The sequence below is a fragment of the Alishewanella tabrizica genome (assembly GCF_014652375.1).
Taxonomy (GTDB): domain Bacteria; phylum Pseudomonadota; class Gammaproteobacteria; order Enterobacterales; family Alteromonadaceae; genus Alishewanella; species Alishewanella tabrizica.
The window spans coordinates 47,827-74,214 of sequence record NZ_BMYR01000011.1; the positions used below are offsets into that span (position 1 = coordinate 47,827).

General features: G+C 45.6%; 27 protein-coding genes. 9 read left to right on the forward strand and 18 right to left on the reverse strand.

Features of this window, described 5'->3' with window-relative positions:
- Positions 1-166: 166 nt before the first annotated feature.
- From envZ to IE070_RS13165, 3 genes are all read right to left on the reverse strand, one after another.
- A complete protein-coding gene (envZ, locus tag IE070_RS13155) occupies positions 167-1,477 on the reverse strand; it encodes a two-component system sensor histidine kinase EnvZ (RefSeq protein ID WP_189483657.1) in 1,311 nt (436 codons plus the stop codon).
- Positions 1,477-2,199: an osmolarity response regulator transcription factor OmpR gene (gene ompR / locus IE070_RS13160; RefSeq protein ID WP_189483658.1), complete on the reverse strand. Its 723-nt coding sequence runs from the start codon at positions 2,197-2,199 to the stop codon at positions 1,477-1,479. Before ompR ends, envZ begins: the two co-directional genes overlap by 1 nt.
- 91 nt (positions 2,200-2,290) lie before the next feature.
- On the reverse strand, positions 2,291-2,503 hold the full coding sequence (locus IE070_RS13165) for a hypothetical protein (RefSeq protein WP_189483659.1): 213 nt from the start codon (positions 2,501-2,503) through the stop codon (positions 2,291-2,293).
- Positions 2,504-2,712: 209 nt separating this feature from the next.
- On the opposite strand from IE070_RS13165, the gene greB reads away from it, so the two are divergent.
- On the forward strand, positions 2,713-3,210 hold the full coding sequence (gene greB, locus IE070_RS13170; RefSeq protein ID WP_189483660.1) for a transcription elongation factor GreB: 498 nt from the start codon (positions 2,713-2,715) through the stop codon (positions 3,208-3,210).
- Positions 3,211-3,221: 11 nt separating this feature from the next.
- The gene (locus IE070_RS13175) at positions 3,222-5,525 is read left to right on the forward strand and encodes a Tex family protein (RefSeq protein ID WP_189483661.1); all 2,304 of its coding nucleotides are present in this window, start codon (positions 3,222-3,224) and stop codon (positions 5,523-5,525) included.
- Positions 5,526-5,599: 74 nt separating this feature from the next.
- On the opposite strand, the gene IE070_RS13180 is transcribed toward IE070_RS13175, so the two are convergent.
- From IE070_RS13180 to bioH, 3 genes are all read right to left on the reverse strand, one after another.
- Entirely contained in the window at positions 5,600-6,574 is a 975-nt protein-coding gene (locus tag IE070_RS13180; RefSeq protein WP_189483662.1) for a putative metalloprotease CJM1_0395 family protein, read from the reverse strand.
- A gap of 19 nt (positions 6,575-6,593) precedes the next feature.
- Positions 6,594-6,893, reverse strand: a complete 300-nt coding sequence (locus IE070_RS13185) for a hypothetical protein (protein WP_189483663.1) — start codon at positions 6,891-6,893, stop codon at positions 6,594-6,596.
- Positions 6,894-6,960: 67 nt separating this feature from the next.
- Positions 6,961-7,725 carry a pimeloyl-ACP methyl ester esterase BioH gene (gene bioH, locus IE070_RS13190; RefSeq protein WP_189483664.1) on the reverse strand — a complete coding sequence of 255 codons (765 nt, stop codon included), beginning with the start codon at positions 7,723-7,725 and terminating at the stop codon, positions 6,961-6,963.
- Between the two features lie 47 nt (positions 7,726-7,772).
- Between bioH and IE070_RS13195 the strand changes: the two genes are divergently transcribed.
- Positions 7,773-8,495, forward strand: coding sequence for a ComF family protein (locus IE070_RS13195; protein WP_189483665.1), 723 nt, complete (start codon positions 7,773-7,775; stop codon positions 8,493-8,495).
- Here the strand turns inward: IE070_RS13195 and IE070_RS13200 are convergent.
- Positions 8,480-11,026 carry a M14 family zinc carboxypeptidase gene (locus IE070_RS13200; RefSeq protein WP_189483666.1) on the reverse strand — a complete coding sequence of 849 codons (2,547 nt, stop codon included), beginning with the start codon at positions 11,024-11,026 and terminating at the stop codon, positions 8,480-8,482. The genes IE070_RS13195 and IE070_RS13200 overlap by 16 nt on opposite strands.
- 121 nt (positions 11,027-11,147) lie before the next feature.
- Between IE070_RS13200 and nfuA the strand changes: the two genes are divergently transcribed.
- Both nfuA and IE070_RS13210 read left to right on the forward strand, forming a co-directional pair.
- Positions 11,148-11,726, forward strand: a complete 579-nt coding sequence (gene nfuA / locus IE070_RS13205) for a Fe-S biogenesis protein NfuA (protein ID WP_189483667.1) — start codon at positions 11,148-11,150, stop codon at positions 11,724-11,726.
- Between the two features lie 104 nt (positions 11,727-11,830).
- A complete protein-coding gene (locus IE070_RS13210; RefSeq protein WP_189483668.1) occupies positions 11,831-12,838 on the forward strand; it encodes a polysaccharide deacetylase family protein in 1,008 nt (335 codons plus the stop codon).
- A gap of 7 nt (positions 12,839-12,845) precedes the next feature.
- On the opposite strand, the gene IE070_RS13215 is transcribed toward IE070_RS13210, so the two are convergent.
- From IE070_RS13215 to IE070_RS13235, 5 genes are read right to left on the reverse strand one after another with little or no spacing between them, the layout of a single operon-like run.
- Entirely contained in the window at positions 12,846-13,481 is a 636-nt protein-coding gene (locus tag IE070_RS13215; RefSeq protein ID WP_189483669.1) for an SCO family protein, read from the reverse strand.
- Positions 13,471-14,382 (reverse strand): heme o synthase, encoded by a 912-nt coding sequence (cyoE, locus tag IE070_RS13220; RefSeq protein ID WP_189483670.1) that lies wholly within the window; start codon positions 14,380-14,382, stop codon positions 13,471-13,473. Before cyoE ends, IE070_RS13215 begins: the two co-directional genes overlap by 11 nt.
- Positions 14,383-15,375: a COX15/CtaA family protein gene (locus IE070_RS13225; protein WP_189483671.1), complete on the reverse strand. Its 993-nt coding sequence runs from the start codon at positions 15,373-15,375 to the stop codon at positions 14,383-14,385.
- A gap of 51 nt (positions 15,376-15,426) precedes the next feature.
- On the reverse strand, positions 15,427-15,933 hold the full coding sequence (locus IE070_RS13230; protein ID WP_189483672.1) for a redox-active disulfide-containing membrane protein: 507 nt from the start codon (positions 15,931-15,933) through the stop codon (positions 15,427-15,429).
- A gap of 11 nt (positions 15,934-15,944) precedes the next feature.
- A complete protein-coding gene (locus IE070_RS13235; protein WP_189483673.1) occupies positions 15,945-16,664 on the reverse strand; it encodes an SURF1 family protein in 720 nt (239 codons plus the stop codon).
- Between the two features lie 22 nt (positions 16,665-16,686).
- Here IE070_RS13235 and IE070_RS13240 point away from each other — a divergent pair, with 22 nt between their 5' ends.
- Positions 16,687-16,896 carry a DUF2909 family protein gene (locus IE070_RS13240; RefSeq protein ID WP_189483674.1) on the forward strand — a complete coding sequence of 70 codons (210 nt, stop codon included), beginning with the start codon at positions 16,687-16,689 and terminating at the stop codon, positions 16,894-16,896.
- A gap of 22 nt (positions 16,897-16,918) precedes the next feature.
- Here the strand turns inward: IE070_RS13240 and IE070_RS13245 are convergent, their stop codons facing one another.
- The 5 genes from IE070_RS13245 to lexA form a co-directional block, all read right to left on the reverse strand.
- Complete coding sequence (locus IE070_RS13245; protein WP_189483675.1) at positions 16,919-17,797, reverse strand: cytochrome c oxidase subunit 3; 879 nt, start codon at positions 17,795-17,797, stop codon at positions 16,919-16,921.
- Between the two features lies 1 nt (position 17,798).
- Complete coding sequence (locus tag IE070_RS13250) at positions 17,799-18,353, reverse strand: cytochrome c oxidase assembly protein (protein WP_189483676.1); 555 nt, start codon at positions 18,351-18,353, stop codon at positions 17,799-17,801.
- A gap of 9 nt (positions 18,354-18,362) precedes the next feature.
- Entirely contained in the window at positions 18,363-19,946 is a 1,584-nt protein-coding gene (gene ctaD, locus IE070_RS13255; RefSeq protein ID WP_189483677.1) for a cytochrome c oxidase subunit I, read from the reverse strand.
- A gap of 3 nt (positions 19,947-19,949) precedes the next feature.
- Positions 19,950-21,095 carry a cytochrome c oxidase subunit II gene (gene coxB / locus IE070_RS13260; RefSeq protein WP_444541863.1) on the reverse strand — a complete coding sequence of 382 codons (1,146 nt, stop codon included), beginning with the start codon at positions 21,093-21,095 and terminating at the stop codon, positions 19,950-19,952.
- Positions 21,096-21,472: 377 nt separating this feature from the next.
- Positions 21,473-22,093, reverse strand: a complete 621-nt coding sequence (gene lexA / locus IE070_RS13265) for a transcriptional repressor LexA (RefSeq protein WP_189483678.1) — start codon at positions 22,091-22,093, stop codon at positions 21,473-21,475.
- Between the two features lie 180 nt (positions 22,094-22,273).
- Here lexA and plsB point away from each other — a divergent pair, with 180 nt between their 5' ends.
- Entirely contained in the window at positions 22,274-24,706 is a 2,433-nt protein-coding gene (gene plsB / locus IE070_RS13270; RefSeq protein WP_189483679.1) for a glycerol-3-phosphate 1-O-acyltransferase PlsB, read from the forward strand.
- A gap of 2 nt (positions 24,707-24,708) precedes the next feature.
- Here plsB and tesB read toward each other — a convergent pair whose 3' ends face one another.
- Positions 24,709-25,572 (reverse strand): acyl-CoA thioesterase II, encoded by an 864-nt coding sequence (tesB, locus tag IE070_RS13275; protein ID WP_189483680.1) that lies wholly within the window; start codon positions 25,570-25,572, stop codon positions 24,709-24,711.
- A gap of 63 nt (positions 25,573-25,635) precedes the next feature.
- Here tesB and IE070_RS13280 point away from each other — a divergent pair, with 63 nt between their 5' ends.
- The gene (locus tag IE070_RS13280) at positions 25,636-26,091 is read left to right on the forward strand and encodes an EVE domain-containing protein (protein WP_189483681.1); all 456 of its coding nucleotides are present in this window, start codon (positions 25,636-25,638) and stop codon (positions 26,089-26,091) included.
- 43 nt (positions 26,092-26,134) lie between these two features.
- Positions 26,135-26,377, forward strand: coding sequence for a hypothetical protein (locus IE070_RS13285; RefSeq protein ID WP_189483682.1), 243 nt, complete (start codon positions 26,135-26,137; stop codon positions 26,375-26,377).
- Positions 26,378-26,388: the final 11 nt, after the last annotated feature.

Below are 26,388 nucleotides of genomic sequence, written 5' to 3' on the forward strand. Positions count from 1 at the left end.
TAATGTTGAGGACATTCTTGCCTCATTTAGAGTGTTTACCATTTTTTTTTCTAAATGTAATCATTTAAAGTGCATTAACATGCATAACGGTTATGAAACTTACGTAAAAAAACGTCAAGCCAAATTGACAAATCTTGACGTTTCTAAATAAAAAACCACGTATTCATTAAGCCATCATTTTAACGGGTAGCCACACGGTAACAACTAATCCGCCATGAGCATGATTATGTAACCGAATTTCACCTTGATGCGTATCCACAATTTTCTTGATAATGGCTAAGCCTAATCCGGACCCTCCACTACCGCGAGCTTCATCACCTTGCACAAAAGGCGTAAACATGGCCTGCATTTTATGCTCGGGTATGCCTGGGCCATGATCCCGCACTTCAATATAGATGCGTTTCTGATTACGCTCATAGCCACTGCTAATTTCCAAAGCGCCATCACTGTAACGCAAGGCATTTTCCAATACATTATTAAGTACGCGTTTCATCGCAATGCGCCGACAGCTGATCAGCGGTAACTGCGGATCCAAACGTGTTATTAACTCGCGTTGTTGTACTTGCTCAGCTTGCACGGTTTCATCAATTAAATCGTTGATATTGAGTTGTTGCAGCTCTTCTTGTTTATGATGACGTAAATAATCAATAAATTGATCAATAATGGCATTCATGTCATCAATGTCATTAATGATCCCCTCTCGGATCCAACTGTCAGGCTCTGTCATCATCTCTGAGGCTAAGCGGATCCGCGTCAGTGGGGTACGTAAATCATGAGAGACGCCCGCCATCAGCAGCGCGCGATCTTGCTCTAATTGCCGGATCCCGCTCGCCATATAATTAAACGCTTTTGTTACCGCCGTCATTTCAGTCGCAATAGTATTTTCAGATAAAGGAGGCGGAAATTCGCCCCGCCCGACTTGAATCGCTGCTTGTTGCAAACTTTGTAAGGGCCGATTTAAATGCCGTGCCATCAACCAACCGCCAATGACACTTAACACACCTATCATTAGCAAATAAAAAGTTAACAATGGAAAGCTGGTTTCTTCTAATCCTGCTAGCGGCACACGCACCCAATACTCTGGAGCGCTACTCGCACGGACCCAAAATACAAAGTTATCGGTTTGTGCAATCCGCACCTCAGCATCAAGTTGGAGTTCTTGTGACATTTGTTGCGAAAAATAACTGTAAAAACTCGCATTCGCTAAACCCGCGCTCAATGCTTGTGCCTCGGTCAGTAATTGGGTTCCAGTAATCTGTTTAACATGGGCAGACACAACTGCCTGTTCTGCTAAAGAGAGCGTGGCTTGAGGCAACACCAAATTAACCTGCCGCGCAATTAAGTGGCTTATCTGCTGTGTACTGGGCTTAATGACATAAAATGCGACCGAAAAATACGATACCAATTGATTAATCAGCAGTAAAATACCAATTAAGAATACCGTTTGACCAAAGGCACTACGCGGAAAGAAACGCATTAATTTAAACGACCATCAGGCACAAACACATACCCTAGCCCCCATACCGTTTGGATATATCTGGGATTAGCGGCATCATCCTCCAACATGCGGCGTAAACGCGAAACCTGTACGTCAATGCTGCGTTCCATGGCTGAATAATCCCGACCGCGTGCCTGATTCATTAATTTGTCACGCGACAATGGCTCTCGTGGATGACTCACTAACACTTTTAAGACAGCATATTCACCGCTGGTCAACGGCAAAGCTTGTTCACCCTTATACATTTCTCGGGTTGCTAAATTAAAACGAAATGGCCCAAACGCCACAATACTTTCTTCCTGACTGGGTGCGCCCGGCGCTTCTTTGGTTTTACGTCTTAACACTGCGCGAATGCGCGCTAATAATTCTCTTGGGTTAAAAGGTTTCGGTAAATAATCATCTGCGCCCATTTCTAAGCCGATAATACGATCCACTTCATCGCCTTTTGCGGTGAGCATAATAATTGGTATATCGTTTTCTTGTTGACGTAACTTACGGCAAATAGATAACCCATCTTCACCTGGTAACATCAGGTCGAGCACCAACAAATGAAAATGCTCTCGCTCCATCAAGCGTAGCATTTGCTCAAAATTAGCCACACTACGAACTTGGTAACCCTGCTCGACCAGATACCTTTCTAGCAAAGCGCGTAAACGTAAATCATCGTCTACTACGAGAATTTTTGTTGTTTCGGTGACCATATCGTTATCCTTGTGCAGGTTTTAAAGTCACTATAAACGAAAATTATCGCTTTGCATTAATTCGGCTAGACAAAGAATGTTACAAAGTTTTTCAGTGGCTTGGTGCCTCTGTTTTAGGCGTTTTCTTTACAGGCGGATTCACCCAGTAAATCCGTGGTGCATGACTGGCGCGGCGCGACGCTCTTTCAACGTCTTTAACATACTCCTGATCAACTTTTACCTGTTCTGGTAAAGATCCCGTGCTACTGCATCCCGCTAAACTGATGACACCAAATAGCACAACACTGACAGCAATCTTTTTCATCGTATTACTCCTTTAGCAAATTGGCCTTTCATACTGTAGCCGCTGTTGCTTTTTCCACCAAACATCTTGCAACGCGTATTTTGCGTGTTTAGTTCCTCTGTTGGCTAAAAAGCTTTACGTTTACAGCTAACATAGCTGATAATCAGCAGCCAATTAGCCAAGACGCGATTAAGCGCTCTGCCCTTTTTCACATTAAGCGAAAGCATATCGTGAGCAAACCTGTCAGTAAAACGCTCTTGATTACCCGCGAGGGCTATCAAAACTTAAAAAGTGAACATGATGAACTTTGGTTCAAGAAAAGACCCGAAGTGACCAAGATTGTCACCTGGGCTGCCAGCCTAGGCGATCGTTCTGAGAATGCCGATTACCAATATAACAAACGGTTGCTAAGACAAATTGATAGCCGTTTACGCTTTTTACGCAAGCGCTTGGAAAACTTAACCATTGTTGACTATTCACCCCAACAGGCTGGCCGAGTATTTTTTGGCGCTTGGGTGAAAATAGAAGATGATGATGGCAACACCTTACGCTTTCGTATTGTGGGCCCAGATGAAATTTATGGCCGCAATGACTATATCTCTATTGATTCACCGATGGCTCGCGCGCTGTTAAAAAAGCACGTTGACGATATGGCCACGGTGCAAACACCTTCAGGAAGTAAAGACTGGTATATTCTGGACATTCGTTATCCAGATGCCGACAGTTAGCAGGAAAAATTATGTCTATAATTGTTAAGCAAATTGCTGCAGAAATTGCTGCCCGCCCCGAACAGGTCGCTGCTGCTATCGCCTTATTAGATGAAGGGGCTACAGTACCTTTTATTGCCCGCTACCGCAAAGAAGTGACCGGTGCGCTGGATGATACTCAACTGCGCACCTTAGATCAGCGCTTAAGCTATCTGCGCGAATTAGAGGATAGACGCCAAGTCATCTTAAAAACCATCGCAGAACAAGGCAAACTGACGCCGGCGTTAGAGCAGGCGATCCTAAACGCAGACAATAAAACAGGGCTGGAAGATTTATATCTTCCTTACAAAACCAAAAGACGCACTAAAGGGCAATTAGCCATTGAAGCGGGAATACAACCTTTAGCCCATGCTTTATTAACCAATCCATTACTGCACCCCGAGCAAACCGCGCTGGAGTATGTGAATAATGATGCCGGCTATACCGATGCAAAAACGGTGTTAGAGGGTGCTAAGTATATTTTAATGGAGCAGTTTGCCGAAGATGCCACCTTACTGGCGCGCTTGAGACAATACTTAAGCCAAAATGCGCAATTGCAAAGCACCGTAGCGGCAGGAAAAGAGGCGGAAGGCGCCAAGTTTAGTGACTATTTTTCACACAGCGAATTGCTGAAAAATGTGCCCTCACACCGTGCCCTAGCGATGTTCCGCGGCCGCAACGAAGGCATCTTACAGCTACAATTAGTGCCAGATGCCAGCGCTGAACAACCGCATGCCATTTGCGAGCAGATGGTGGCAGAGCATTTTGCTATTCGGCAACTAGACCGACCGGCTGATGCATTTTTGCGCACAGTGGTGCAATGGACCTGGAAGGTCAAATTACAACTTAGCTTAGAAAACGATTTACTGAATGAATTACGCGAACGCGCGGATTTAGAAGCAATTAATGTGTTTGCGCGTAATTTAAAAGATTTATTGATGTCTGCTCCAGCAGGCATGCGCCCCACGCTGGCCCTAGATCCGGGCTTACGCACTGGGGTAAAAGTCACGGCGCTAGACGAAACCGGCAAGTTACTTAACTACACCACGATTTATCCACACCAGCCGCAAAATCAGTGGGATAGAGCACTACACATTTTAATTGCACTGTGCAAAGAGTATCAAATTGAGTTAATTGCAGTCGGTAATGGTACCGCATCCCGCGAAACCGATAAGCTGGCAGGCGAAGTGTTAAAAGCCTTACCGCAGCAGCGGCTAAGTAAAATTATGGTGTCAGAAGCTGGGGCGTCGGTGTACTCGGCATCAGAATTGGCCGCACTAGAATTCCCAGAGCTAGATGTGTCGCTGCGCGGTGCAGTCTCTATTGGCCGTCGCTTACAAGATCCCTTAGCTGAGCTGGTAAAGATAGAGCCGAAAGCAATTGGGGTTGGCCAATACCAGCATGATGTTAACCAAAGCTTGTTAACCAAGTCGCTAGACGCGGTGGTAGAAGACTGTGTTAACGCGGTTGGGGTTGATCTGAATACCGCCTCTGCTGCGTTGCTGGCTCGGGTCGCCGGTTTGAACAAAACACTGGCCCAAAATATTGTGCAGTATCGCGATGAACATGGTCGTTTTACCGAACGAAAACAGCTGCTAAAGGTTCCGCGACTGGGCCCGAAAGCCTATGAACAGGCAGCGGGTTTTCTTCGGATTAATGATGGCAAAAATCCGCTGGACGCATCTGGCGTGCACCCGGAAGCCTACCCACTGGTAGAAAAAATTCTGGCTGCGCATCAAAAAAGCGTGGAGCAAATTATTGGCAACAGCAGCTTCCTGCATAACGTTGAACCTGCTAAGTTTGTCGATGAGCACTTTGGTTTACTAACCATTGCCGATATCTTAAAAGAGCTGGATAAACCTGGGCGGGATCCGCGACCAGAGTTTAAAATGGCGACCTTTAAAGAAGGTGTCGAAAAACTGTCTGATCTAGAGCCTGGCATGCTACTGGAAGGCGTGGTAACCAATGTGACCAACTTCGGCGCCTTTGTGGATATTGGCGTGCATCAGGATGGTTTGGTGCATATCTCGTCGCTGGCAGATAAGTTTATTAGCGATCCGCACCAAGTGGTCAAAGCCGGTGACATTGTTAAGGTGAAGGTATTGGAAGTGGATCAAGCGCGTAAACGGATTGCCCTGACCATGCGTTTAGACGAGCAAGCCAGTCCACGTAGTGAGCATACTGAGCGCAACACACCAGCAAAGGCTGTTAAAGTCGCTAACAAACCTGTGTTAGAAACCAGTAACGCTGCTATGGGTAATGCTTTTGCCGCGGCGTTATCAAAACTGAAAAAATAACGCTCAATACCTACTGCCCGATGCGAATATCGGCAGTAGGTTACATTTTAACAAAAGTGGCAAAACGCGTCTGTTTACGCTTGTTGCAGGTATTGTGAAACACGCGGTTCGGTCGCAAGTTGATAGTAATCTTGAATCACTTGGCTACGCTGTTGCATTATTGCAGATTTTTCTAAACGTTCACGCTGTGGTAAAACAATACCCGCAATACTATTATCAAAAAGCTGGCTATCAATGGTTGGGCGACTTATCGCGGGTGCAATAGCCTCTGTTTGCGGTTCTGCAACCACGCTAGCAACGTCTTTGGCGGATGTTGGCCGCGAAAGTTGTGCTGTTTTAGTCGCAATCAGTTCGGCTTGGGCCTGTAATAAACGATTTGTTGCCTCCGCAGCAATGCTACGATCAGCCGAAGACGGCTCCGCTGGCGCAAGCGCAGCAGCTTTTACCTGCTGCATTTTTTGAATAGTGGCTTGAGGATCGCCAGGTATCGCCGCCAAATCAATCTGCACCTCACCGCCAACCGCATAACGACGACCATCAGGACCTTGCTGATATTCATAGGTTGGCGCACCGGCATAACGACCGCCCACCGTAGCATGAGCCTGCTCGTGCGTTCTAACCTCTTGATCTCGAGCCTGTAACTCGCGAATTTGTTGTTGCTCAGCGTCAGCTTGTTGATCAATTTCTGCTTGTTGCTCGGCACTGGTTTGTGGCGAAGCAGATTCAGTGCCAGCGGATTGCTGCTCAGAAGTTTGTTGTTCAGAAGCTTGCTGTTGTGAGGATTGCTGATCAGAAGGCGAATCATCTTCGCGCCCACGTATCGCCTGAGATGTTTCCGTTTCTCTGCCACTGCTATCATACAACGTCACTACGCCACTAGCCGCATTTCGACTGCGTTCGTCACTACTCAAAGCACGTTCAGACGCGGCTTTTTCTGCATCACGAACCGGCTCCACCAACTCACGACGCTGCATATCGCGGCGCGCTTGCTCCGTTGGCGGATTAGCCGTATTCAGGCTAACATTTGGATAGTGCGAAGTGATTTGCATATTCAGTTAATCCAACGCATTACACCCTAACATCAATAATACTGCCCAGCATCTCATCAGCTGTACGTAATGAACGGACATTAGCTTGGCCTTGTAGCTGTTGCTGCTCCAACCGGAGTAGTGATTGATTAATATCAACAGGGGCAGGAGACGTCGTCGCTGCTGCAGCCGGTTCTGCCGTGGCTTGCGCCGCAGCAGTTTGTTCAATGCTCCGATTTTGTTGTGTTTGTCGATTAATGTTAACGGCTTCTTCGGTAATACCGGCAGACGCACGTTGCAGGCCTTGCATGCCTGCTGCAAAAGCAGATTGTATTTGCATCGTCTTACTCCACTTTCATTACTTATCGCTTAGGCTAATTATTAACCAGATATCGCAAAAAAGAAAGCTAATCGATGCCGGCAATCACATTTTCTAACCATGCAACAAAGTCTGCAGGATGGGAAATAAACGGTGCATGAGACGCTTTATCAAATACGGTGAACGTGGCCTGTGGCAGATATTGCTGTAGCGGCGCAATAATCGCGGCAGGCACTAAAGCGTCTAACCGTCCAAAGCACGCGCTAATGGGCTGTTTTAGATCGGCTAACGCCTTACGCAGATCTTGTTCTGCCAATAATCGTAATGCACCTTGAACTGCACGTTTTTCAGGTAAAGGATAAGCAGCAATCGCGTGCCGTAATTGTTGGATATCCGCTTTCGCATGCTCAGAACCCATCGCTTGAATAGCCAAAAAACGCTGAATAGTCTGACCTAAATTATCCGTAAGCGCGTGCGCAAATTGCGTTAAGATTGCCGGCTGCATACCCGGCCAGTCTGGGGCGGCTAAAAAGCAAGGCGATGCAGCACACAAGGCCAATCGAGCCACTTTATCAGGATAGTATGTTGCCAAAGCGATTGATAATAAGCCCCCAAGCGACCAACCACACACCACACTTTGATCCGGAATCTGCGCGGCTAATTGTGCGGTCACTTCTGCTAACGTGTAATCTTCAGGATAGATACGCTGTTGCCCAAAGCCTGGTAAATCAGGAGTGATCAACGTATATTTTTCAACCAAGAACGGGCGAATACCTTGCCAAACACCACTGTTTAGCCCCCAGCCATGTAATAACACCAAGGGAGAGTGCGCAAAATTTTTCATCTCTGCCATGCTTATCTTATACCTTTAAACACATTATCCTTAAACACGGTTTTAGTATGCCTCTACTTAATCAACTACGTTGGATCTGGCAGCAATGTTTACCTTCCCCTTGCTTATGGTGTCAGCTCCCTGTCGATCATCATCAACAGTTATTATGCCCATATTGCCAGCAAGCACTACCACAGTTACCGTATGAACTTTGCCATTATAACCTACTCTGGTTGCCTGCTGTACGGGCTGGGTTAACAGATACGGCTTTTGAACGGCTGCTAAGTGTAGGTTGGTATCACTTGCCTTTACAGCATTGGATCCGTCGTTGGAAGTTTCATGGCGACCACTTTGCGGGGGAATTATTGCAACAGCTGTTTATCGCCTTATTGCAACAGTATCAGCAGCGTCAGTTGCCCTTGCCCGATGCGATTATGTATGTCCCCATGACCCCAAAAAAGCAAAGAAAACGCGGTTTTAATCAAGCTCAACTGTTAGCAGAGTGCGCCGCAACGTTTTTGCAGCTTCCTTTACTACACGAGTTAAAACGTAACAAAGATTCTCCTAGTCAGGTAGGTTTGAATCGGCAGCAACGCCAGCAAAATCTAGCTGGCGTTTACAGCCTTAGCAAGCCAAGTGTTTTGCCTAAACACATTGCTATAGTCGATGACGTAGTGACCACAGGGACCACGGCTAACCAATTAGCGCGACTTCTTAAACAGCAAGGGGTAACCGCATTAAGTTTATGGACGTTAGCCATTACCCCTCAGGCTGATCATTCCTCAGGCTGAGGCACCGTACTAAACCCTTGCCCTAAGTATATGGCGTTAATAAGCAATCGACTGGAACCTTTAAAATAACCACGAAACACCGGATTATCTGTCATACCAATTACACGGCCCCGCCCTAAATTGTGTGCGACCAAAACAGCGCCTTGGGCAATACGCGGAATATATTCGGGCGCGGTATAGCCTGCAAGATGAGGCTCTCCGCTGTATAACGCCACATTAACAAAAGGCGATGAACTCGGCTGTAAGAGAATGTTGCTATTTTTAAATACGGGCAAATCTTTACGCTGAATACCAAATGTCAACGGATGGCTCAAATCAAGTTCGGCATTGAAGATGGCCCCCGCTATACGCTGCTTCCCAGCAAGCGCTTCTTTATCAGCATAAACCACATCTTGTTGCGGAATCAGTCTATTCATTTCTTGACTAGACCAGACACCGGCTTGCAACAATTTTGCGTCAACTAACCAGGCTGCACCCCGTTTATGTCCCCATAATATACCACCTTGGGACGCCCAATTTCTAAGGGCGTTGATCTCAGTTTCTTTGAAACTACGATAATCCCCATCGGGTAAAATAATATGCGTATATCGCGCTAGATTGATCCGACTAATGCGTTCAGGTTCAACTAAACTGGGTGAAATACCAGCTAAGCGTTCTAAGTTATACCATACCTCACCGGCTTCAGTAGAGTTCACACCTGGCCCTGCTACCAGCAATACCTGTGGTAATTGGACGGGAATAAAATTATTACTCCCTAAATCACTGCCTCGACTGGTTAAGCCTGTGGTTAACGTATAAATAGGTAAATTAAAACGCTCGTGAATTCTCTGCAAACGGAAGAACCAGTCGGAATGCGCTTGTAAACCAGCGGGTATCACCATGGCACCTGCTTTAAAACTCCGGCTGCCCTGTGGCGTCGTACCAGTAAAGTCACCTAGCGCCGCTCGTACAGTTAGTCCTTCAACTAACATCGCCTGTAACACCACAGGCGCCATTTGATCTTGCCAATTCAGTACATAAGCATAACCCTCTGCCTGTGGACTCATTTGCCGAGGAAGTGGTTGCGATTGCCATGGTTGCTCAGATGCAGCACGGCCTGGCTCACGATTCACTGTCGTAAAGTCGATGTTATAGGCATAAGGCAGCGTCCAAGCAGACACATCATAGAAAGTATTGTCATTAAAGGTTTTATCAGTACTAAATGCGGCTTTTAACAAACGGTACTGCGCCTGTTGTAGCGGCACATAGTAGCTTTGCCCAGCTCGAAATTGCGTTTGTTCATATTGCCAATCTTGGATCAGCGGGTACACCGCAATTTGATGCTGTGCCAGTAATTGTAAAAGCTCAGCTAAGCGGCTTTTATCTTGGTTTTCAGTAAGAATATACCCTTTAATACGATCGGCTCGTGCGTCTTGAGCCGCGGTTTGAAAAAATGTCTGCTGATAACCGAGTAGCGCCTGACGATTAGCCACACTGCCCCGGATAGTTGATAACGAGGCATCAAATTGATTTTTAATTGTTGCAGCAAACGTCAGCACACCATTAATCGATTCTTGCACATGCCCTCGGCTGCTGGCTTGTTCAAACAAAATCCCGACACTGCCGGTGATATCCGGATACGTAGAACCTTTACCAACATAAAAATCGTCAAAGCTTTCTTCGGTATAATATAATTGGCCACGTTGATCAAACGCTTGCGCATGAAAACCAGCCAGAATACGCGTTAGCTCAAAATTGCGTTCTGGCGTTAAGGGATAATTACGACTGGGTATACCCGGTTGAAAGAAGTAGCTGGTATTGGTGCCCATTTCATGAAAATCACCCACAATATTCGGCTGCCATTTATGAAATTGCGCAATCCTAGCCTGACTCTCTGGATGCTGTAATAACAGCCAGTCACGATTCAAATCAAACCAATAATGATTAGGCCGACCATTAGGCCAAGGTTCAATGTGCTCTCTGTGTTGTGGATCGGCTACCGGCGTCTGGCCACGGTGCATATTAGCCCAAATCGCAAATCGATCATGCCCATCGGGATTCAAACTCGGTTGAATTAAAATGATTGCACGCTGCAGCCATTCCTGAACCTCAGGATCACTACTCGCGGTTAAGTAATATGCCAATACTAAGGCGGCGTTAGCAGCACTGGGTTCATTACCATGTACACCATATCCTAACCAAATAATCACTGGGCTGTCGTCACTTACCTGACGATTGCCGCGAACTTGTGCTAGATGTTGTTGCCGAATGTCGTCAAGTCTCGCCAAGTTTTCAGGTGACGACACCACCAATTGTAATAGCGGTCGCTGCTCGTGTGTGGTGCCGATCGCTTCAAGTTGTGCACGATCAGATTGCTCTGCTAATAACGCAAAATAACGTTCAATTTGATCATGACGTGCATGCCAGTCGCCCACAGCAAAACCCAATACTTGTTCAGGCGCAGGGACATCTGACGACATCGTTTCGTTAAAGTAAGCGGCATGAGCCTGCCAAATACCACACAGTAAAATAAAGATTGCCAGTTTTTTCATTGTTCTCCCCCAATTGCCGCTAAGTTAGCCAGAAAGCAGCACAAAACTCAAGCGGGACTGGCATCACTGCATGAGTAGGAGTATTATACGGCATAACCTAGTAATTTAGTCAGGTACTACTATGATCACAATTTCTGAACAGGCTCAAACGCACTTCGCCAAATTGCTAGAAAAGCAACCGGCTGGCACGAACATTCGCGTGTTCGTTGTTAATCCAGGCACGGCCCAAGCGGAGTGTGGCGTATCTTATTGTCCCGCTGATGCTGTAGAAGACACCGATATCCGTTTACACTTTACCGGCTTTGACGCGGTAGTCGACGATGAAAGCAAGCCTTTCTTAGTAGACGCTGAAATCGATTTTGTTACCGATCAGATGGGTTCGCAACTTACCCTAAAAGCGCCGAACGCCAAGGTACGCAAGGTAAACGACAACGCTCCCTTAATGGAGCGCGTACAGTACGTTATCGACAGCGAAATCAATCCGCAACTGGCTAATCACGGTGGTCGAGTATCCGTGATGGAACTCACCGACAGCGGCGTAGCTATTTTGCAATTTGGCGGTGGCTGTAATGGTTGTTCTCAGGTTGATCTGACATTAAAAGAAGGCATTGAGAAAGAACTATTAAATCGCTTTGTGGGTGAATTAACTGGCGTCAAAGATATCACCGAACATCAACGCGGCGAGCATTCTTACTACTAATGTAAGCCTATGCAGCTTGTGAGGCGAGCTAAGGCTTTGTAAGCAGATTTTTTCGCCGGTCTATGGTATAACTGCCCCGTATTTGGCTAAATCGGGGCTTTTTTATGCGTTATCTTTTGTTATTAATAGTGATGCTGTGGTTATCGCCTGGCCACGCCGCCGTTATGTTAATTTACCATCATGTTGCCGAAGATACTCCCAGAGTAAGTAGTGTCACGCCAGCAGAGTTTCGTGAACATTTGCGCTATCTTCGTGATAACAATTTTGAGGTTATTGGCTTAGATGTGCTGATAAACCAACTGAAAGAAGGTAAGCCTATTGCGGATAACGCGGTGGTCATTACCTTTGACGATAGCTACGAAAATAACTTCACCACCGCACACCCTATTTTGCAAGAATTTGGCTATCCCTATACCATTTTTATCAGCCCAGGGGCCATTGATGATCGCATCGGACCGGTACTGACGTGGCAACAAGTTAAAAAAATGTCTGAAGATGGCGTCTTAGTTGCTAATCATGCAATGTGGCATGAACACATGGCAAGGCCAGTACAGGGCGAGAGTGAAGCAGATTGGTTAAAACGGATGCAAAACAGTATTTTGCAAGCAGAACAACGCATCAAAGATGAAACCGGACAACACCATAAATGGTTAGCGTACCCTTACGGTGAGTTTAGCGATGCACTAGAAAACTTAGTGGCAGAACTTGGCTTTATTGGTATTGGTCAACAATCTGGTGCCATTGGCCCACTGACAAAACTTACTCGCATTCCACGCTATCCTGCCGCCGGTCAATATGCTGATTTGAAAGATCTTGGGCAAAAGTTTCGCACGTTAGCCTTTCCGATCACCGATTACCTCTCAGCGAATCAAGTGATTACAAGTAACCCGCCATTGCTCAGACTTAAACTCAATATTGACGATTTTAGGCCACAACAGTTACGTTGCTATGCAGGATCTGAAGTATTAGAGCCAGTCTGGCTAGATGCAAATACCTTTGAAGTCAAAGCCAGTAAACCGGTGAACAGAGGCCGCAGTCGTTACAACTGTACTGCACCATCACTAAGCAAACGTGGTTACTTTTATTGGTATTCGCAACCTTGGCTCAATTAAATCCACGCTAGCGTAAACGTGCTAGTACCCTTGGGAAATCAGCCAGCAGCTGCTCGGTATCGATGACCGGCGGCTGCCCAACGATCATTTCAGGTTTAAACATTGCCACTAACTGACCTTGTGGATTAATCAGTACCACAGAAGCACTGTGATCAACCAAGTAATTCCCCTCTGCATTGCTACTCATGGCATACATTAAGCCCAGTTGGCGCACAAAAGGGAACAATTGATCATGACCTGCGGTGACGCCCAACAACGCAGGTTGCTGAAAATAATTAACATAATCGTTGATTTGTGCAGGTGTATCCCGTTGCGGATCAACCGAAATAAACCAGATTTTTAAAGGTTCTTGGACCATAGCGGCGAGCTCGGGTTGCGCACCAGCCAGTTTTGCTAGGGTCAGAGGACAAATATCTGGGCAATACGTATAACCAACAAAAGCTAATGTCCATTGCTGATACAAGTTCTCGCGCCCAATCGTATTGCCATGTTGATCAGTGAGCGTAAATTCAACTAAATTACGCGCTTGAGGATAAACGAGGGCTTGCTTCGGTTCTGCTTGCTGTTGCCAAAATAAATACGCAAGCACGCCAGCCACCAGCGCGCCAACAATCAATAAACCATAATGCATATTACGAAACATACAGCGCCAACACCTTAAAATAATGATCTACCAGTAATACCAAGAATAGTACCATTAAATGCACAATTGAAAACTTAAAGGTGGCCATTGCCGTGGTATTGTCAGCGGCAAACTTTAACCTCCAGGCATACTGTAAAAAACGAATATTCAATAATGTGCTACCTATAAGATAAACGGCCCCTGTCATGCCAACTATATAGGGTAATAAACACACTAAACACAATAAAAGTGTATAGAGTAAAATGGCACTTTTAGTAAATTCGATACCGTGAGTGACCGGTAACATTGGCATATTTACGCGAGCATAATCGTCACGACGATGAATCGCCAGCGCCCAAAAATGCGGTGGCGTCCAAGCAAAAATAATCATTACTAACAATAATGCGTGCCCATGTAATTCCCCAGTCACCGCTGTCCAGCCTAACAACGGTGGCATGGCGCCAGCCAGACCGCCAATCACAATGTTTTGCGGCGTAGCACGCTTTAAAAACATGGTATATACCACCGCGTACCCAAATAAACTTAATAATGTTAGCCATGCCGTTAAAGGATTAACGGCAACATACAGCAATATAAAACCACTACTTGCTAAGCTGCAGGCAAATATAATTGCGTTTTTACTACTCACCCGGCCGCGAGCAACCGGCCGAGTATGTGTCCGCGCCATCATGGCATCAATTCGTTGATCTACCACATGATTTAACGCGGCTGCCGCGGCAGACAACAAGCCTATACCTAATGTAGCCGCAAAGAGTAATGGCCAAGCTGCCAGTGATTCGCTGGCCAGCACCATGCCTACCCATGCGGTTAGCACTAATAGTGCCACTACTTTAGGCTTGGTAAGTTCCAAATAATCACGCCAGATCCGACTATGTTGCCGCGTTAATAACACCGTTGCCATTTAAACCTCCCTGCCTTGCGGCTTACGAATTTGATAACATGCAATTACGAGTAACATCAGCAAATTAGCACCGACAAAGTTATGTGCTACCGCATTAGCTAACGGCAAATGTAATACGATATTCAGTACACCTAAGGTAAACTGTACAAGCAAAACCAGTGCGATTGCCTGCGCCAATCGCTGCATTAGTTGTGTTTGCGCAACGCGGTATAAACGCCATGCAAACCAAGCAACCACGCTAAAAGTGATCACGGCGCCCAGTCGATGCAACACATGAATAGTGGCTCGCGCATCTTGTGACATAACACCGTATTCGTAATCGTCATGACCTAAATGGAGATCAAAGGCCTCAGCAAAAGCCAAACGGCTTGACCATCCAGCCTCACAAAGGGGTAAATCAATACAGGCTAAGGCAGCATAATTCGCGGCAGTCCACCCACCTAAAGCAATTTGCAAAAACACCACAATTAATGCCGCATAAGCGAGTGGCAGAAGCGGGCGTAAATGCTGCTCGGTGTTGCGCCAGCTTGGGTGCTGTTGTAACCAAAATACCGCCAATAAACTAAATAAAATAAATCCAAATAAAAGATGCGCTAATACAACTATAGGCAATAATCCCATGGTCACAGTCCAAGCGCCGAGAGTGGCTTGAAAAATGACAATACCTAGTAACGCAGTTGGTAATGCAGTTAGCCGTTTTTGTTGGCGCCAATAGATCACAAACAACGCACCGATTAGCAATCCTAAGGTGCCCGCCAAATATCGATGAATCATTTCGTTCCACGCTTTGTGATGCTCTAACGGGCGTTCAGGAAAGCGTGCAGCAGCAATCTCCATTTTTTCAGCTTTATGAGGCACCTTCAAAAAGCCATAACAACCTGGCCAATCCGGACAACCCAAACCGGCATCCGTTAATCGCGTATAAGCCCCTAATATAATTACCAACATGGTCCAACATAACGTAAATGTTATTAATTTTTTGTGTAACGTCATTTGACTACTCCCGGCCCAACCCATGACTACGGTTTATTGATATAACGCCAGTCATACACTGGTCCTGTCATAATTAATTAACTTCATCAAATCAGCACGAATTGCTTTAGCGGTTGTTGCCATCTGCTCAGCCTGTTCTGGCATGGGGTAGCTCAGCAAAGCCAAACCATGCTGGTCCACGATAACAATTTGGTTTTGTAATTGGCTGGCCGCCGGTGATTGATGTAAGTGAAATAACGAATACTCTGCGGGTAAGGCTTGGCCAACAAAAACTGTTTGTACTTGATTTTGTTTGCGGCCCAATCCGACATAAAGTTGTTGCACAGTATGTAATGCTTGCTGGCAGCGTAATTGTTCACAGTGTTCGGCAACAACCGCAATTCGCCAATGATTCTGTTGAAGACTTGCATCCTCTAATAAGAAGATTTCTTGTTGCAACCATTTTCCCTGACTAGAGGAGCCAGCCGTAAACCAGCCTAATTCTAAAATTACTTTGGCGGCTAATAATGGCAAGGCACAACACAAAATAAAGAGTATTAAAAATTTATTCTTATTCATATTTTCTCCGGCTACTCTTTTATAGATTGCTTACTGGCTGCGAACGCTACGCCCAATACTGCAAGGGCTAAACCAAACCACTGCAAAGCATAGCCTCGATGCTTTTCTGGCGGTAACACAACGGCTTGATAATGCGGTATAAAAGCTGAGGGTTGTTGTTGGTAAACCAGCGCGGGATAGAGGGACAAAGGCAGCTGTTGCTGTAAAAGACTAAAGTCAACCTGTTGCATACGCATTGGGTAAGTATTGCCCTCGATATTTTGCCCCAGCAATACCCCGCCCATTTTTGTTCTCACTAACCCGTCGAGCGCTAGCACCTCAGGAATGTCAAGTTGAGGCAGCTGTTGGCGACTGGGGGGAGCGGCTACCCAACCCAAATTTACCAACACCGCCGTAGTACTGTCCGTAAATTGCACCGGAATGATTACATCATACCCAACACGCCCCTCTAAAATTTGATTATCAAGTAGCCAAATAAAGGGCGGTAACCAATAGGCATCATCTTGAATAACCAGACCATCAACCGCCGTTACAACTTGAGAAAGTAAGTCCTCACCCGCCACCGGCCCTTGCTGCAATTGCTGGGCTAATTGCTGTAATTGCTCGGTTTTCTCGGTCGCACGTTGTAACTGCCAATAAGACAACTTGATTAAAATGGCAAATGCAGCCAGAGTAAGTAATAACCAAAGTCGGTTAATGATAAATCTGTGACCGAACAACATTAACTGCATCAGTCAAACCTCGGAGTTATGTATGCTGATTAAAATCATCATCGCACTGTTATTATTATATATTTTGGTCAATTTATTTCGGGCTGGCATAAGCATGCTACGTCAGCAGGACAGCGCTATTCCAATGGCTCAGTTACTCGGAAAGCGCGTGCTGTACTCCGCTGTGGCATTAGCATTGATTGTGCTTGCTATCGCCACCGGTTTAATTACGCCAAATCCACGGCCTTATTAACCTAAAACGGTGGCTACGGGTGTTACAGCACATACACAAAAAAGAATAAGCACACCCAAACCACATCCACAAAATGCCAATACCACGCACCCGCTTGAAAGGCAAAATGCTTTTCAGGCGTAAAATGCCCTTTTAGTACTCGAAAAAAAACAAACAACAGGATTACCGCTCCGAGCGTGACGTGTACCCCGTGAAAGCCGGTAAGTAAAAAGAAGGTATTACCATAAAAACCTGAATCGAGTTTTAAACCCAAATCACGGTAAGCATGTACATATTCATAACCTTGCAAGCAGAGGAATATCGCACCTAATACCAAGGTTAGCCCAAGCATCGCTTTTAACTGGCCACGTTTATTCTGAATTAGCCCAGTGTGCGCAAAGTGCAAAGTAATAGAAGATACAATCAGAATAAAGGTATTAATCGCTGGTAACCCCCACGCTGGCATCGCCTGCGTTTCAATACCCCCTGGTGTTTTGAGTAATGGCCACGACGGTTGAAATTCTGGCCACAAGATCGCAAATGTCATGGCGTTGTTACTGGCTCCCCCCAGCCATTCCATCGCAATAAAACGGCCATAAAACAGCGCGCCAAAAAACGCCATAAAAAACATTGCTTCCGATAAAATAAACCAACTCATCCCTTGCCGAAACGAGCGATCCATTTGGCTGCTATATAAACCTGACATGGATTCTTCAATCACATTCCGAAACCAGCCGATTAACATAAACACGAGTATTGCCAAACCTAATAACAGTAACCAGCCACCAAAACCACTTTGTTGCTTACTGATATCAATAACAAAATGCCCTGCACCAAAGGCAATACAGAATAACGCTACAGCACCGACTATTGGCCAAGGGCTTTGCGCAGGTACATAATATTTTTCATAGGTTTTCGTCATTTTATTCCCCAATCTTTTCTATTGACGCCACGGGTTGCCAACTTGCGGTCACATCGTACAAGGTGTAGTTCAGGGTGATCGTACTGAACTGTGCAGGCAACGCTGGGTCTACATAAAACTGCACTGGCATAAGCATATTTTTGCCGCCAGCTAATTGTTGTTGGGTGAAACAGAAACATTCGATCTTATGCAAGTACAATGCAGCTTGGCCTGGCGATACGGATGGTACCGCTTGACCAACGATCATCTGTGCAGTGGGATTTTCTGCTAGATAGTTCATCACATGAACTTCACCAGGATGAACGGTCATACGCCGTACTTCAGGTTTAAAGATCCACGGCATATCTTTATTGGGCTTCGCTAAAAACTCAATGGTGACTACCCTACTGGTATCCACGCCATCAACCAAAAGCATTGCTGGGGTATTCGATGTTTTACCGTTAATACCGGTTACCTCACAAAATACCTCATACAGCGGCACCAACGCATAGCCAAAGCCAAACATCAGCAAGGCGACAAGCAGTAATTTACTCACTAAGCGGCGATGTGCTGGCATAATACTGTCCTATTTAATCACCGGTGGCGTTTCAAAGGTGTGATAAGGCGCTGGCGAGGGAATCTCCCACTCTAAGCCTTCTGCCCCTTCCCACACTTGTGCAGTAGCTTTCTCACCACCGCGCGCGCATTTCACCACTACCCATACAAAAATCAGTTGCGATAGGCCAAATAAGAAACCTCCCACACTGATAAAGGCGTTAAAATCAGCAAATTGCAACGCGTAATCTGGGATCCGCCGAGGCATGCCTGCTAACCCCACAAAATGCATCGGAAAGAACAGCAAATTAACCGAGATTAACGAGCACCAAAAATGCATTTGCCCCAAGCGCTCGTCGTACATATACCCTGTCCACTTTGGTAGCCAGTAATACGCCGCGGCAATAATGGAAAATACCGCTCCAGTTACCAATACATAATGGAAATGCGCCACCACAAAATAGGTGTCGTGGTATTGAAAATCAGCGGGCGTAATCGCCAGCATCAATCCTGAAAAACCACCAATGGTAAAGAGAACAATAAAGGCTAAAGCAAACATCATGGGCACTTCAAAGGTCATGGCACCACGCCACATAGTTGCAACCCAGTTAAATACTTTCACACCAGTGGGTACCGCAATTAACATGGTGGCATACATAAAAAACAGGGTGGCAAATACCGGCATACCTGTTGTAAACATATGGTGCGCCCATACCAGGAATGACAAAATAGCAATACTGGCAGTGGCATACACCATAGAGGCGTAACCAAATAAGCGTTTACGGGCAAAGGTGGGGATGATCGCCGAGACAATACCAAAAGCAGGTAAAATCATGATGTACACTTCTGGGTGACCAAAGAACCAGAAAATATGCTGGAACAACACCGGATCGCCCCCTCCAGCCGCATCAAAAAAGCTGGTACCAAAGTATTTATCAGTAAGTACCATGGTGACTACGGTTGCCAGCACAGGCATCACCATAATCAGTAAAAATGCCGTAATAAACCAAGTCCAAACGAATAGCGGCATTTTCATCCAAGTCATGCCCGGCGCGCGCATATTCCAAATAGTTACGATGACATTGATAGCGCCCATAATGGACGAGATCCCCATGATATGTATCGCGAAAACAAATAACGCCGTACTGTCATTACTGTATGTCGTTGAGAGCGGAGCATAAAAGGTCCAGCCAAAGCTGGGGCCGCCACCTGGCATAAACAAACTTAAAATCAAAATAAGGAAAGCAAAAGGTAAAATCCAAAAGCTCCAATTATTCATCCGCGGTAACGCCATATCAGGCGCACCAATCATTATGGGAATCATCCAGTTAGCCAAGCCAGTAAAGGCTGGCATAACGGCACCAAAAACCATAATAAGACCATGTACCGTTGTCATCTGATTAAAAAACTGCGGCTCTACAAACTGCATCCCTGGTTGAAATAACTCTAACCGGATAACCATGGCCATGGCGCCACCGAGAAAAAACATAAGCAACGCAAAAATAAGGTACATGCTGCCAATGTCTTTGTGATTGGTGGTAAACAGCCAACGTTTAATCCCGCTTGGTTTGTGATCATGAGCATGATCATCATGTTCTGAACTGATTGCTGACATCCGTTATTCTCCCTTGCCTTGCTGAACAGCGAACACATCGGCAGCTTGCACGGTGTCACCGGTGTTATTGTCAAATGCATTGCGGGTATAGGTGATAACAGCCGCTAATTCTTTTAAGCTTAACTGCTGTCCGAAAGCTTGCATGGCCGTGCCTGGCTTACCATTGACCAAAATATCAATATGGGCTGCACGATCTGTCAAAATAAGTTGACTGCCTTTGAGCGGCGGAAATATACCCGGTAAACCGGTTCCCGCGATCTGATGACATGCTACACACCAGCCTTGATAAACTCGCTCACCGGTACTCATTAACTCTTCCATGCTCATATTCATCGCAAGCAACTCGCGCTCAGCAGCTTTGGCTGTCGCAATTCGGGTTTCCTCTTGGGTTACCCAGGCTTGATAGTCTTCAGGCGTTTTAGCAATAACCACAATCGGCATAAAGCCATGATCTTTGCCACAGAGTTCCGCACATTGACCGCGATAAAGACCCGGCTCATCAACACGTGTCCATGCCTCATTGATAAATCCCGGGTTCGCATCTTTCTTAATAGCAAACGCAGGAACCCACCACGAGTGAATAACATCATCGGATGTCATTAAAAACCGTACTTTTTTACCAGTAGGAATAACAAGAGGGCGATCAACCTCGAGTAAATAGTTTTCACCCTTGGCTAACTTATTGGAGATTTGTTCACGCGGGGTAGCAAGTAGCGAGAAATACTCAACCTCATGGTCTAAATATTTATAATGCCACTTCCATTGCGAACCGGTGACTAATACTGTGACATCAGCATCAGTAGTATCATCCATAGCAATTAAGGTATTCGTTGCGGGTATCGCCATCACAATTAAAATTACAACCGGGATAGCGGTCCAAAGAATTTCAATTTTGGTACTTTCGTGAAATGAAGCCGGCTGCACCCCTCTTGCTTTACGATGGCGAATGATGGACCAAAACATAATCCCAAACACCACTGCACCAATAGCGCAACATATCCAAAAAATAGTCATATGCAGTTGATAAACCTGCTGACTAATTTCTGTTACGCCTTTAGTCATATTTAAAGGCATAGATGATGATGCGTTTACCGAAGCGGTAAAAAGCAGGGTCGGCAGCGACCAAAGCAGACAACGCGCGTTTGTCACTGTACTTCTCCTCTGTCATTTGCAATGCAATTGCAGCAGCTAAGTACACAGAACTACACGGTTTTCAACAACCCACCCTACCGAATCTATGTGTTAAGCTTGGCAATTTTTTTTATTGTTATTTTTTTAATCGATTTAGCGTCATGCGCAATAATCGGAAGCGGCTATGCTTTGTTATTTTTTAAGCAGCTTCAGATTAAGAATTGTCCAGGAATGGGATAATGTAAACCCCTAAATTGAAAATGCGCTAATAAAACCCTCTGGTCGTACCAGCGCATAACTAGATTAACTCATTGAGTAACGTGTGATTTATAGCCTGCACTCCAGCAAAAACGGCATTGCCACACGTTTGGAACACATTTTAAACGCAGTATTTATTATAACCAGCTTCCATTGCGAATAACGCCAACTGCCAAGCCTTCTATAGCAAATTGTTGCTGACGCAAATCCACCTTTATTACATCAAAATCGGCATTTTCAGGTAAAAGGAGTACTTGATGTCCTTGGCGTTGAAAACGTTTCACCGTCACTTCCTCATCAACGCGCGCCACGATAACTTGCCCAGACTCTGCTTGGCTTGTTTTATGAACTGCCAGTAAATCTCCGTCTAAAATACCGATATCCTGCATGCTCATCCCCTGAACTTTTAACAGAAAATCAGCATGTGGCTTAAATAAATGTGCGGCGATTTGATAATGATTTTGTACATGCTCTGCCGCTAGAATGGGTTGCCCAGCCGCCACTTTGCCAATAAGTGGTAAGCCCAATTGTTCTGGCGCAGGCTCATCTTCCAGTAAACGGATGCCACGAGACGTACCCGGGAGCATTTCTATCACCCCTTTTTTGGCAAGCGCCTTTAAATGCTCTTCTGCCGCATTAGCCGATTTAAACCCCAGCTTTAAGGCAATCTCGGCACGAGTAGGTGGCATACCGGTTTCTAGCTGATAATCTTTAATAAGCTGCAGAATTTCTGCCTGGCGCGGCGTAAGTGGTCTCATAGTGCTGGCTACCTATACAGTATTTACTGTGAGTATATACAGCCTTTTAATGATTGCCAAGTATTTACCGTATGTAGCGGTACTGGGGCAGATAAGCACAAGGCAGGTATAGGGAGTTAAGCAAGGCATGTGTTATTCTAACGCACTTTGTATTTGTCTTTTGTCTGGTTGATATTAAGTATGTTTTCTAGCTTAGCGCTGTTCACCACGCTGTTAAAATGGCCAATTCGCTTACTCGTTAAATTCAAAATTGTGCCTGACAATCCGCAACTAAAATTGGGTATCACGCCAGATAAACCCTTATTTTATATTTGCCATACCGAGTCGGCGAGCGATTTAGCCACCTTACGCCGAGTCTGTCAGCAACTCGCGCTACCTGATCCACTGGGTAAAATCACCCTTAACGGCCAGCTTTTACCTAGAACCCTTTTTTTAGAGCGGCCACATCAATTGATCGGTGGTAGACGTAAAACGGATGCGCTCAAGTGGGGACAAGCGCTGTTAGCCGCCCACCTTGCAAATCCTGCTTTACAAGCGCAACTGATGCCAGCCGCCATTTTATGGGGCCGAGCACCTGGCAAGGAAGACAGTATTAAATGGTTATTGGGTGAAGCGCACTCGCCCAACTGGCTGGCGAAACTGATCATTGTTTTAGTGTCAGGCCGCCACACATTGGTACGCCTAAGTAAACCCGTAGATTTACAACAAATGGCAGAGCAGTTTGGGGCTGAAGAAGTGACTGCCCGTAAACTGCTGCGCATGTCACGTATTCACTTTTATCGTCAACGCTTGGCTGCAACCGGCCCTAAACTGATGAATCGCAATCAGTTGTTTAATGCTCTACTTGCCAGCCCAGCGCTAAAAAAAGCCATTGCTGATGAAGCCGCCAGCAAACGGATCAGTCAACAGGCGGCCCAGCAAGCGGCGCGTAAGTTGCTTAATGAAATTGCCGCAGATTACCGAACCTCGACGTTGCGATTTGGCGATCGGCTACTTACTTGGCTTTGGCAAAAGTTGTATAACGGCATTCAGGTCAATAACGCAGAAATGTTGCGTGATCTGGCACAAAAGGGGCATGAAATTGTTTATGTTCCATGTCATCGCAGCCATATGGATTATTTACTCCTCAGTTATATTATCTACCATCAAGGTTTAGTACCGCCGCACATTGCCGCAGGGATTAATTTGAACTTTTGGCCAGCCGGAACCTTATTTCGTCGCGGTGGCGCCTTTTTTATCCGCCGCAGTTTCAGTGGTGATAAACTTTACTCTGCCGTATTCAGAGAATACCTCAGCTTATTGTTTATGAAGGGCTATGCGGTTAAATATTATACCGAAGGGGGGCGCAGCAGAACGGGGCGATTGCTCACGCCTAAAACGGGCATGCTGGCCATGACCGTTCAATCGATGTTACGAGGTATCGATCGCCCCGTTACGTTAGTGCCCGTTTATTTGGGTTACGAACATGTGATGGAAGTGAATACTTACCTTAGCGAATTACAAGGCTCGGGTAAGAAGAAAGAATCCGTTGGCGGGGTAATCAAAGCAATACGTAATTTACGTGATTATGGCTATGGGTATGTTAATTTTGGTGAGCCGATTTCACTTAATCACTATCTTACGCAACAAGTACCCGACTGGAAAAGCGATATAAATCCTTTAGAAGCACCAAAACCCCATTGGATAAATCCGCTTGTTGCGAAACTTTCTGATCAAATTATGCGGCACATTAATCAGGCTGCAGCATTGAACAGTATCAATTTATTAGCCCTATGTTTATTGGCAAGCGATAAAAAAACGCTCACTCGTCAAGAAGTCATCGCACAGCTAAATAGCTACTTAGCACTGCAAGCACAAGCCCCTTATCATGCGTTAGTGAGCACGCCGGATATGACGCCAGAACAGATGATTGATCACGCAGAAAAAATGCAAAAAATCCAGGTATCACGTGACAGCTTTGGCGAACTCATTAGCTTAACACCCGCTAACGCCATACTAATGAGTTACTATCGCAATAACATTCTGCATCTGTTTATCATACCGGCGATTTTGGCCTCAGCCGTACTACATCAACGCCAGGTGACTCAACAGCAATTGCTGCAAATTGTAGAGCCTCTTTACGCCATTTTGCGTCAAGAACTCTTCTTATATGTACCCTCTATTACGCAATACTGCATCCAGATACTAGCGCAACTGCACACACAAGGCTTGATTGAATTAGAAGGCGAGTACTATCACGCACCGGCACAACATAGCCAGCAGTACGTTATGTTAGATTTACTGGCGCACAACGCTGAGCATACCTTACAACGCTATGCGATGGTATTTAACTTACTTCGCATCAAGGGCCCGCATATTCGCGCTGAGTTAGAGCAGCAAAGCCATCACTTAGCACAGCGTTTACTCACGCTTCATGGCATTAATGCTCCCGAATATTACGATAAAAATTTGTTTGCCACGCTCAGCCAAGCATTAAAAACGGCGGGATACACCCAGCTTGATCATGACAACCGGGTGGTGGCAACCCCAGAATTAACGCATTTAGCGCATACGGTCAATTCATTACTCCGTAGTGAGGTACTGCAAAGTATCAATAGTATAATGCCTCAATAACATTAAGTACGGTACTCGCGAATCACCCCTTGTTGAATCGTCGTGGCGACTAACTTGCCGTCGCGACTAAAAAACTGGCCCTGCACCAATCCTCTGCCACCAGAGGCAGCAGGGCTATCTACCGCATACAACAACCAATCATCGAAGCGAAAATCATGGTGAAACCACATGGCATGATCAATCGTAGCCACTTGCATAGTCGGCGCCATAAAAGAACGACCATGGGGCTGTAAAGCGGTTGGCAAAAAGTTAAAGTCTGATGCATACGCTAATAAGTATTTATGAACCCGAAGATCATCTGGCATGACCCCATTAGCTTTAAACCAAACATGACGTTTAGCAGGGCTGACTTGCGGCGAAAACGGATTTTGAAAATCCACCGGCCGCATTTCAATCGGTTTTTCACAAATAAATTTGCTGCGTAATTTTTCAGGAATATATGCGGCATGCTGCTGGTAAAAATCTAAATCTGAGACTAGCTCATCAGGCCCAGGCACTTCCGGCATTAAAACTTGATGTTCAAAACCCATCTCTTCCGTTTGAAACGATGCCGTCATGTAAAAAATCGGTTTACCAAACTGAATCGCACTCACCCGTCTGGTACTGAAACTCTTACCATCACGAATAGCCTCTACTTCATAAACAATCGGTTTACTCGCATCACCAGGTCGTAAAAAGTAAGAATGAAAAGAATGCACTTTGCGCTCTTCCGGTAAGGTCTCTTTAGCCGCCGACAACGCCTGCCCCATAACTTGCCCACCGAAAACGGCTTTAAAACCCAGATCCTGACTTTGACCCCGATATAATCCCAGTTCGATTGTCTCTAATTTAAGCAGCGATAAAAGATTTGCTAATACCTGACTCATACTCCAGCCTGTTTCCTGATTAAAAGTCCTGTTATTCTGCCGTAAAGCGAGGAGCCTGGCAAAATGAACTATTGGTTATTCAAAACAGAACCCACAGAGTGCAGTATTGACGATTTCGCAAACGCCCCAACTAAAGCGATTGTTTGGGAAGGCGTACGCAACTATCAGGCTAGAAATTTTTTACGCGATCAAGTGAACCAAGGTGACCAAGTACTAATATATCACTCTAGTTGTAAACATATTGGCGTTGCTGGAATCGTTGAAGTTGTTAAAGCTGCTTATGCTGATCCAAGTCAATTTGATGCTGCTAGCCGCTACTTTGATGCGAAAGCAACCCTGGAGCAACCACGCTGGATCGCTGTGGATGTATGTTTTGTAAATAAGCTACCCGCGCTTATATCACTAGACAAAATTAAAGGCTCCACTAAGCTAACTGAGCTGCCTTTAGTTCAAAAAGGTAATCGATTATCGGTTATGCCGGTGACACCATCGCAATGGAAAGACATTTTGTCACTATAAACAAATGTTTAGATTTTAAACCATCAAGTATCGGAGGAGTCACATGCTCGCAGTCCAATCGCAAGAGCGGCGTCATACCAACAAAGATCTCAACTTTTTTTGGGAACAGCTGAATTTAGCGCAAAAGTTCTCTGTCGCAGAATTACAACGGTATGGCTATCAGTTACTCTTTGTACGCGCTATGCCATCAGGCAATATTGCTGTATTGGATGTCGATGGTCAATTAGCTGTGGTTACTGACGAGGGGCAGATTGATCTCGCCCCTCAAATTAGCCTTAGACATTAATTACCGGCAAG

Bases quoted from the DNA above. Each gene is read 5' to 3' on its own strand.
- IE070_RS13235 (WP_189483673.1), bottom strand. From the start codon at position 16,664: ATGCAGTTAATGTTGTTCGGTCACAGATTTATCATTAACCGACTTTGG.
- IE070_RS13180 (WP_189483662.1), bottom strand. From the start codon at position 6,574: ATGCAAATCACTTCGCACTATCCAAATGTTAGCCTGAATACGGCTAAT.
- plsB (WP_189483679.1), top strand. From the start codon at position 22,274: ATGTTTTCTAGCTTAGCGCTGTTCACCACGCTGTTAAAATGGCCAATT.
- bioH (WP_189483664.1), bottom strand. From the start codon at position 7,725: ATGGCAGAGATGAAAAATTTTGCGCACTCTCCCTTGGTGTTATTACAT.
- IE070_RS13165 (WP_189483659.1), bottom strand. From the start codon at position 2,503: ATGAAAAAGATTGCTGTCAGTGTTGTGCTATTTGGTGTCATCAGTTTA.
- nfuA (WP_189483667.1), top strand. From the start codon at position 11,148: ATGATCACAATTTCTGAACAGGCTCAAACGCACTTCGCCAAATTGCTA.
- IE070_RS13175 (WP_189483661.1), top strand. From the start codon at position 3,222: ATGTCTATAATTGTTAAGCAAATTGCTGCAGAAATTGCTGCCCGCCCC.
- IE070_RS13250 (WP_189483676.1), bottom strand. From the start codon at position 18,353: ATGCCAGCACATCGCCGCTTAGTGAGTAAATTACTGCTTGTCGCCTTG.
- ctaD (WP_189483677.1), bottom strand. From the start codon at position 19,946: ATGTCAGCAATCAGTTCAGAACATGATGATCATGCTCATGATCACAAA.
- lexA (WP_189483678.1), bottom strand. From the start codon at position 22,093: ATGAGACCACTTACGCCGCGCCAGGCAGAAATTCTGCAGCTTATTAAA.
- ompR (WP_189483658.1), bottom strand. From the start codon at position 2,199: ATGGTCACCGAAACAACAAAAATTCTCGTAGTAGACGATGATTTACGT.
- IE070_RS13215 (WP_189483669.1), bottom strand. From the start codon at position 13,481: ATGTTTCGTAATATGCATTATGGTTTATTGATTGTTGGCGCGCTGGTG.
- IE070_RS13210 (WP_189483668.1), top strand. From the start codon at position 11,831: ATGCGTTATCTTTTGTTATTAATAGTGATGCTGTGGTTATCGCCTGGC.
- IE070_RS13195 (WP_189483665.1), top strand. From the start codon at position 7,773: ATGCCTCTACTTAATCAACTACGTTGGATCTGGCAGCAATGTTTACCT.
- IE070_RS13230 (WP_189483672.1), bottom strand. From the start codon at position 15,933: ATGAATAAGAATAAATTTTTAATACTCTTTATTTTGTGTTGTGCCTTG.
- tesB (WP_189483680.1), bottom strand. From the start codon at position 25,572: ATGAGTCAGGTATTAGCAAATCTTTTATCGCTGCTTAAATTAGAGACA.
- envZ (WP_189483657.1), bottom strand. From the start codon at position 1,477: ATGCGTTTCTTTCCGCGTAGTGCCTTTGGTCAAACGGTATTCTTAATT.
- IE070_RS13240 (WP_189483674.1), top strand. From the start codon at position 16,687: ATGCTGATTAAAATCATCATCGCACTGTTATTATTATATATTTTGGTC.
- IE070_RS13225 (WP_189483671.1), bottom strand. From the start codon at position 15,375: ATGACGTTACACAAAAAATTAATAACATTTACGTTATGTTGGACCATG.
- IE070_RS13185 (WP_189483663.1), bottom strand. From the start codon at position 6,893: ATGCAAATACAATCTGCTTTTGCAGCAGGCATGCAAGGCCTGCAACGT.
- IE070_RS13200 (WP_189483666.1), bottom strand. From the start codon at position 11,026: ATGAAAAAACTGGCAATCTTTATTTTACTGTGTGGTATTTGGCAGGCT.
- IE070_RS13245 (WP_189483675.1), bottom strand. From the start codon at position 17,797: ATGACGAAAACCTATGAAAAATATTATGTACCTGCGCAAAGCCCTTGG.
- cyoE (WP_189483670.1), bottom strand. From the start codon at position 14,382: ATGGCAACGGTGTTATTAACGCGGCAACATAGTCGGATCTGGCGTGAT.
- IE070_RS13280 (WP_189483681.1), top strand. From the start codon at position 25,636: ATGAACTATTGGTTATTCAAAACAGAACCCACAGAGTGCAGTATTGAC.
- IE070_RS13285 (WP_189483682.1), top strand. From the start codon at position 26,135: ATGCTCGCAGTCCAATCGCAAGAGCGGCGTCATACCAACAAAGATCTC.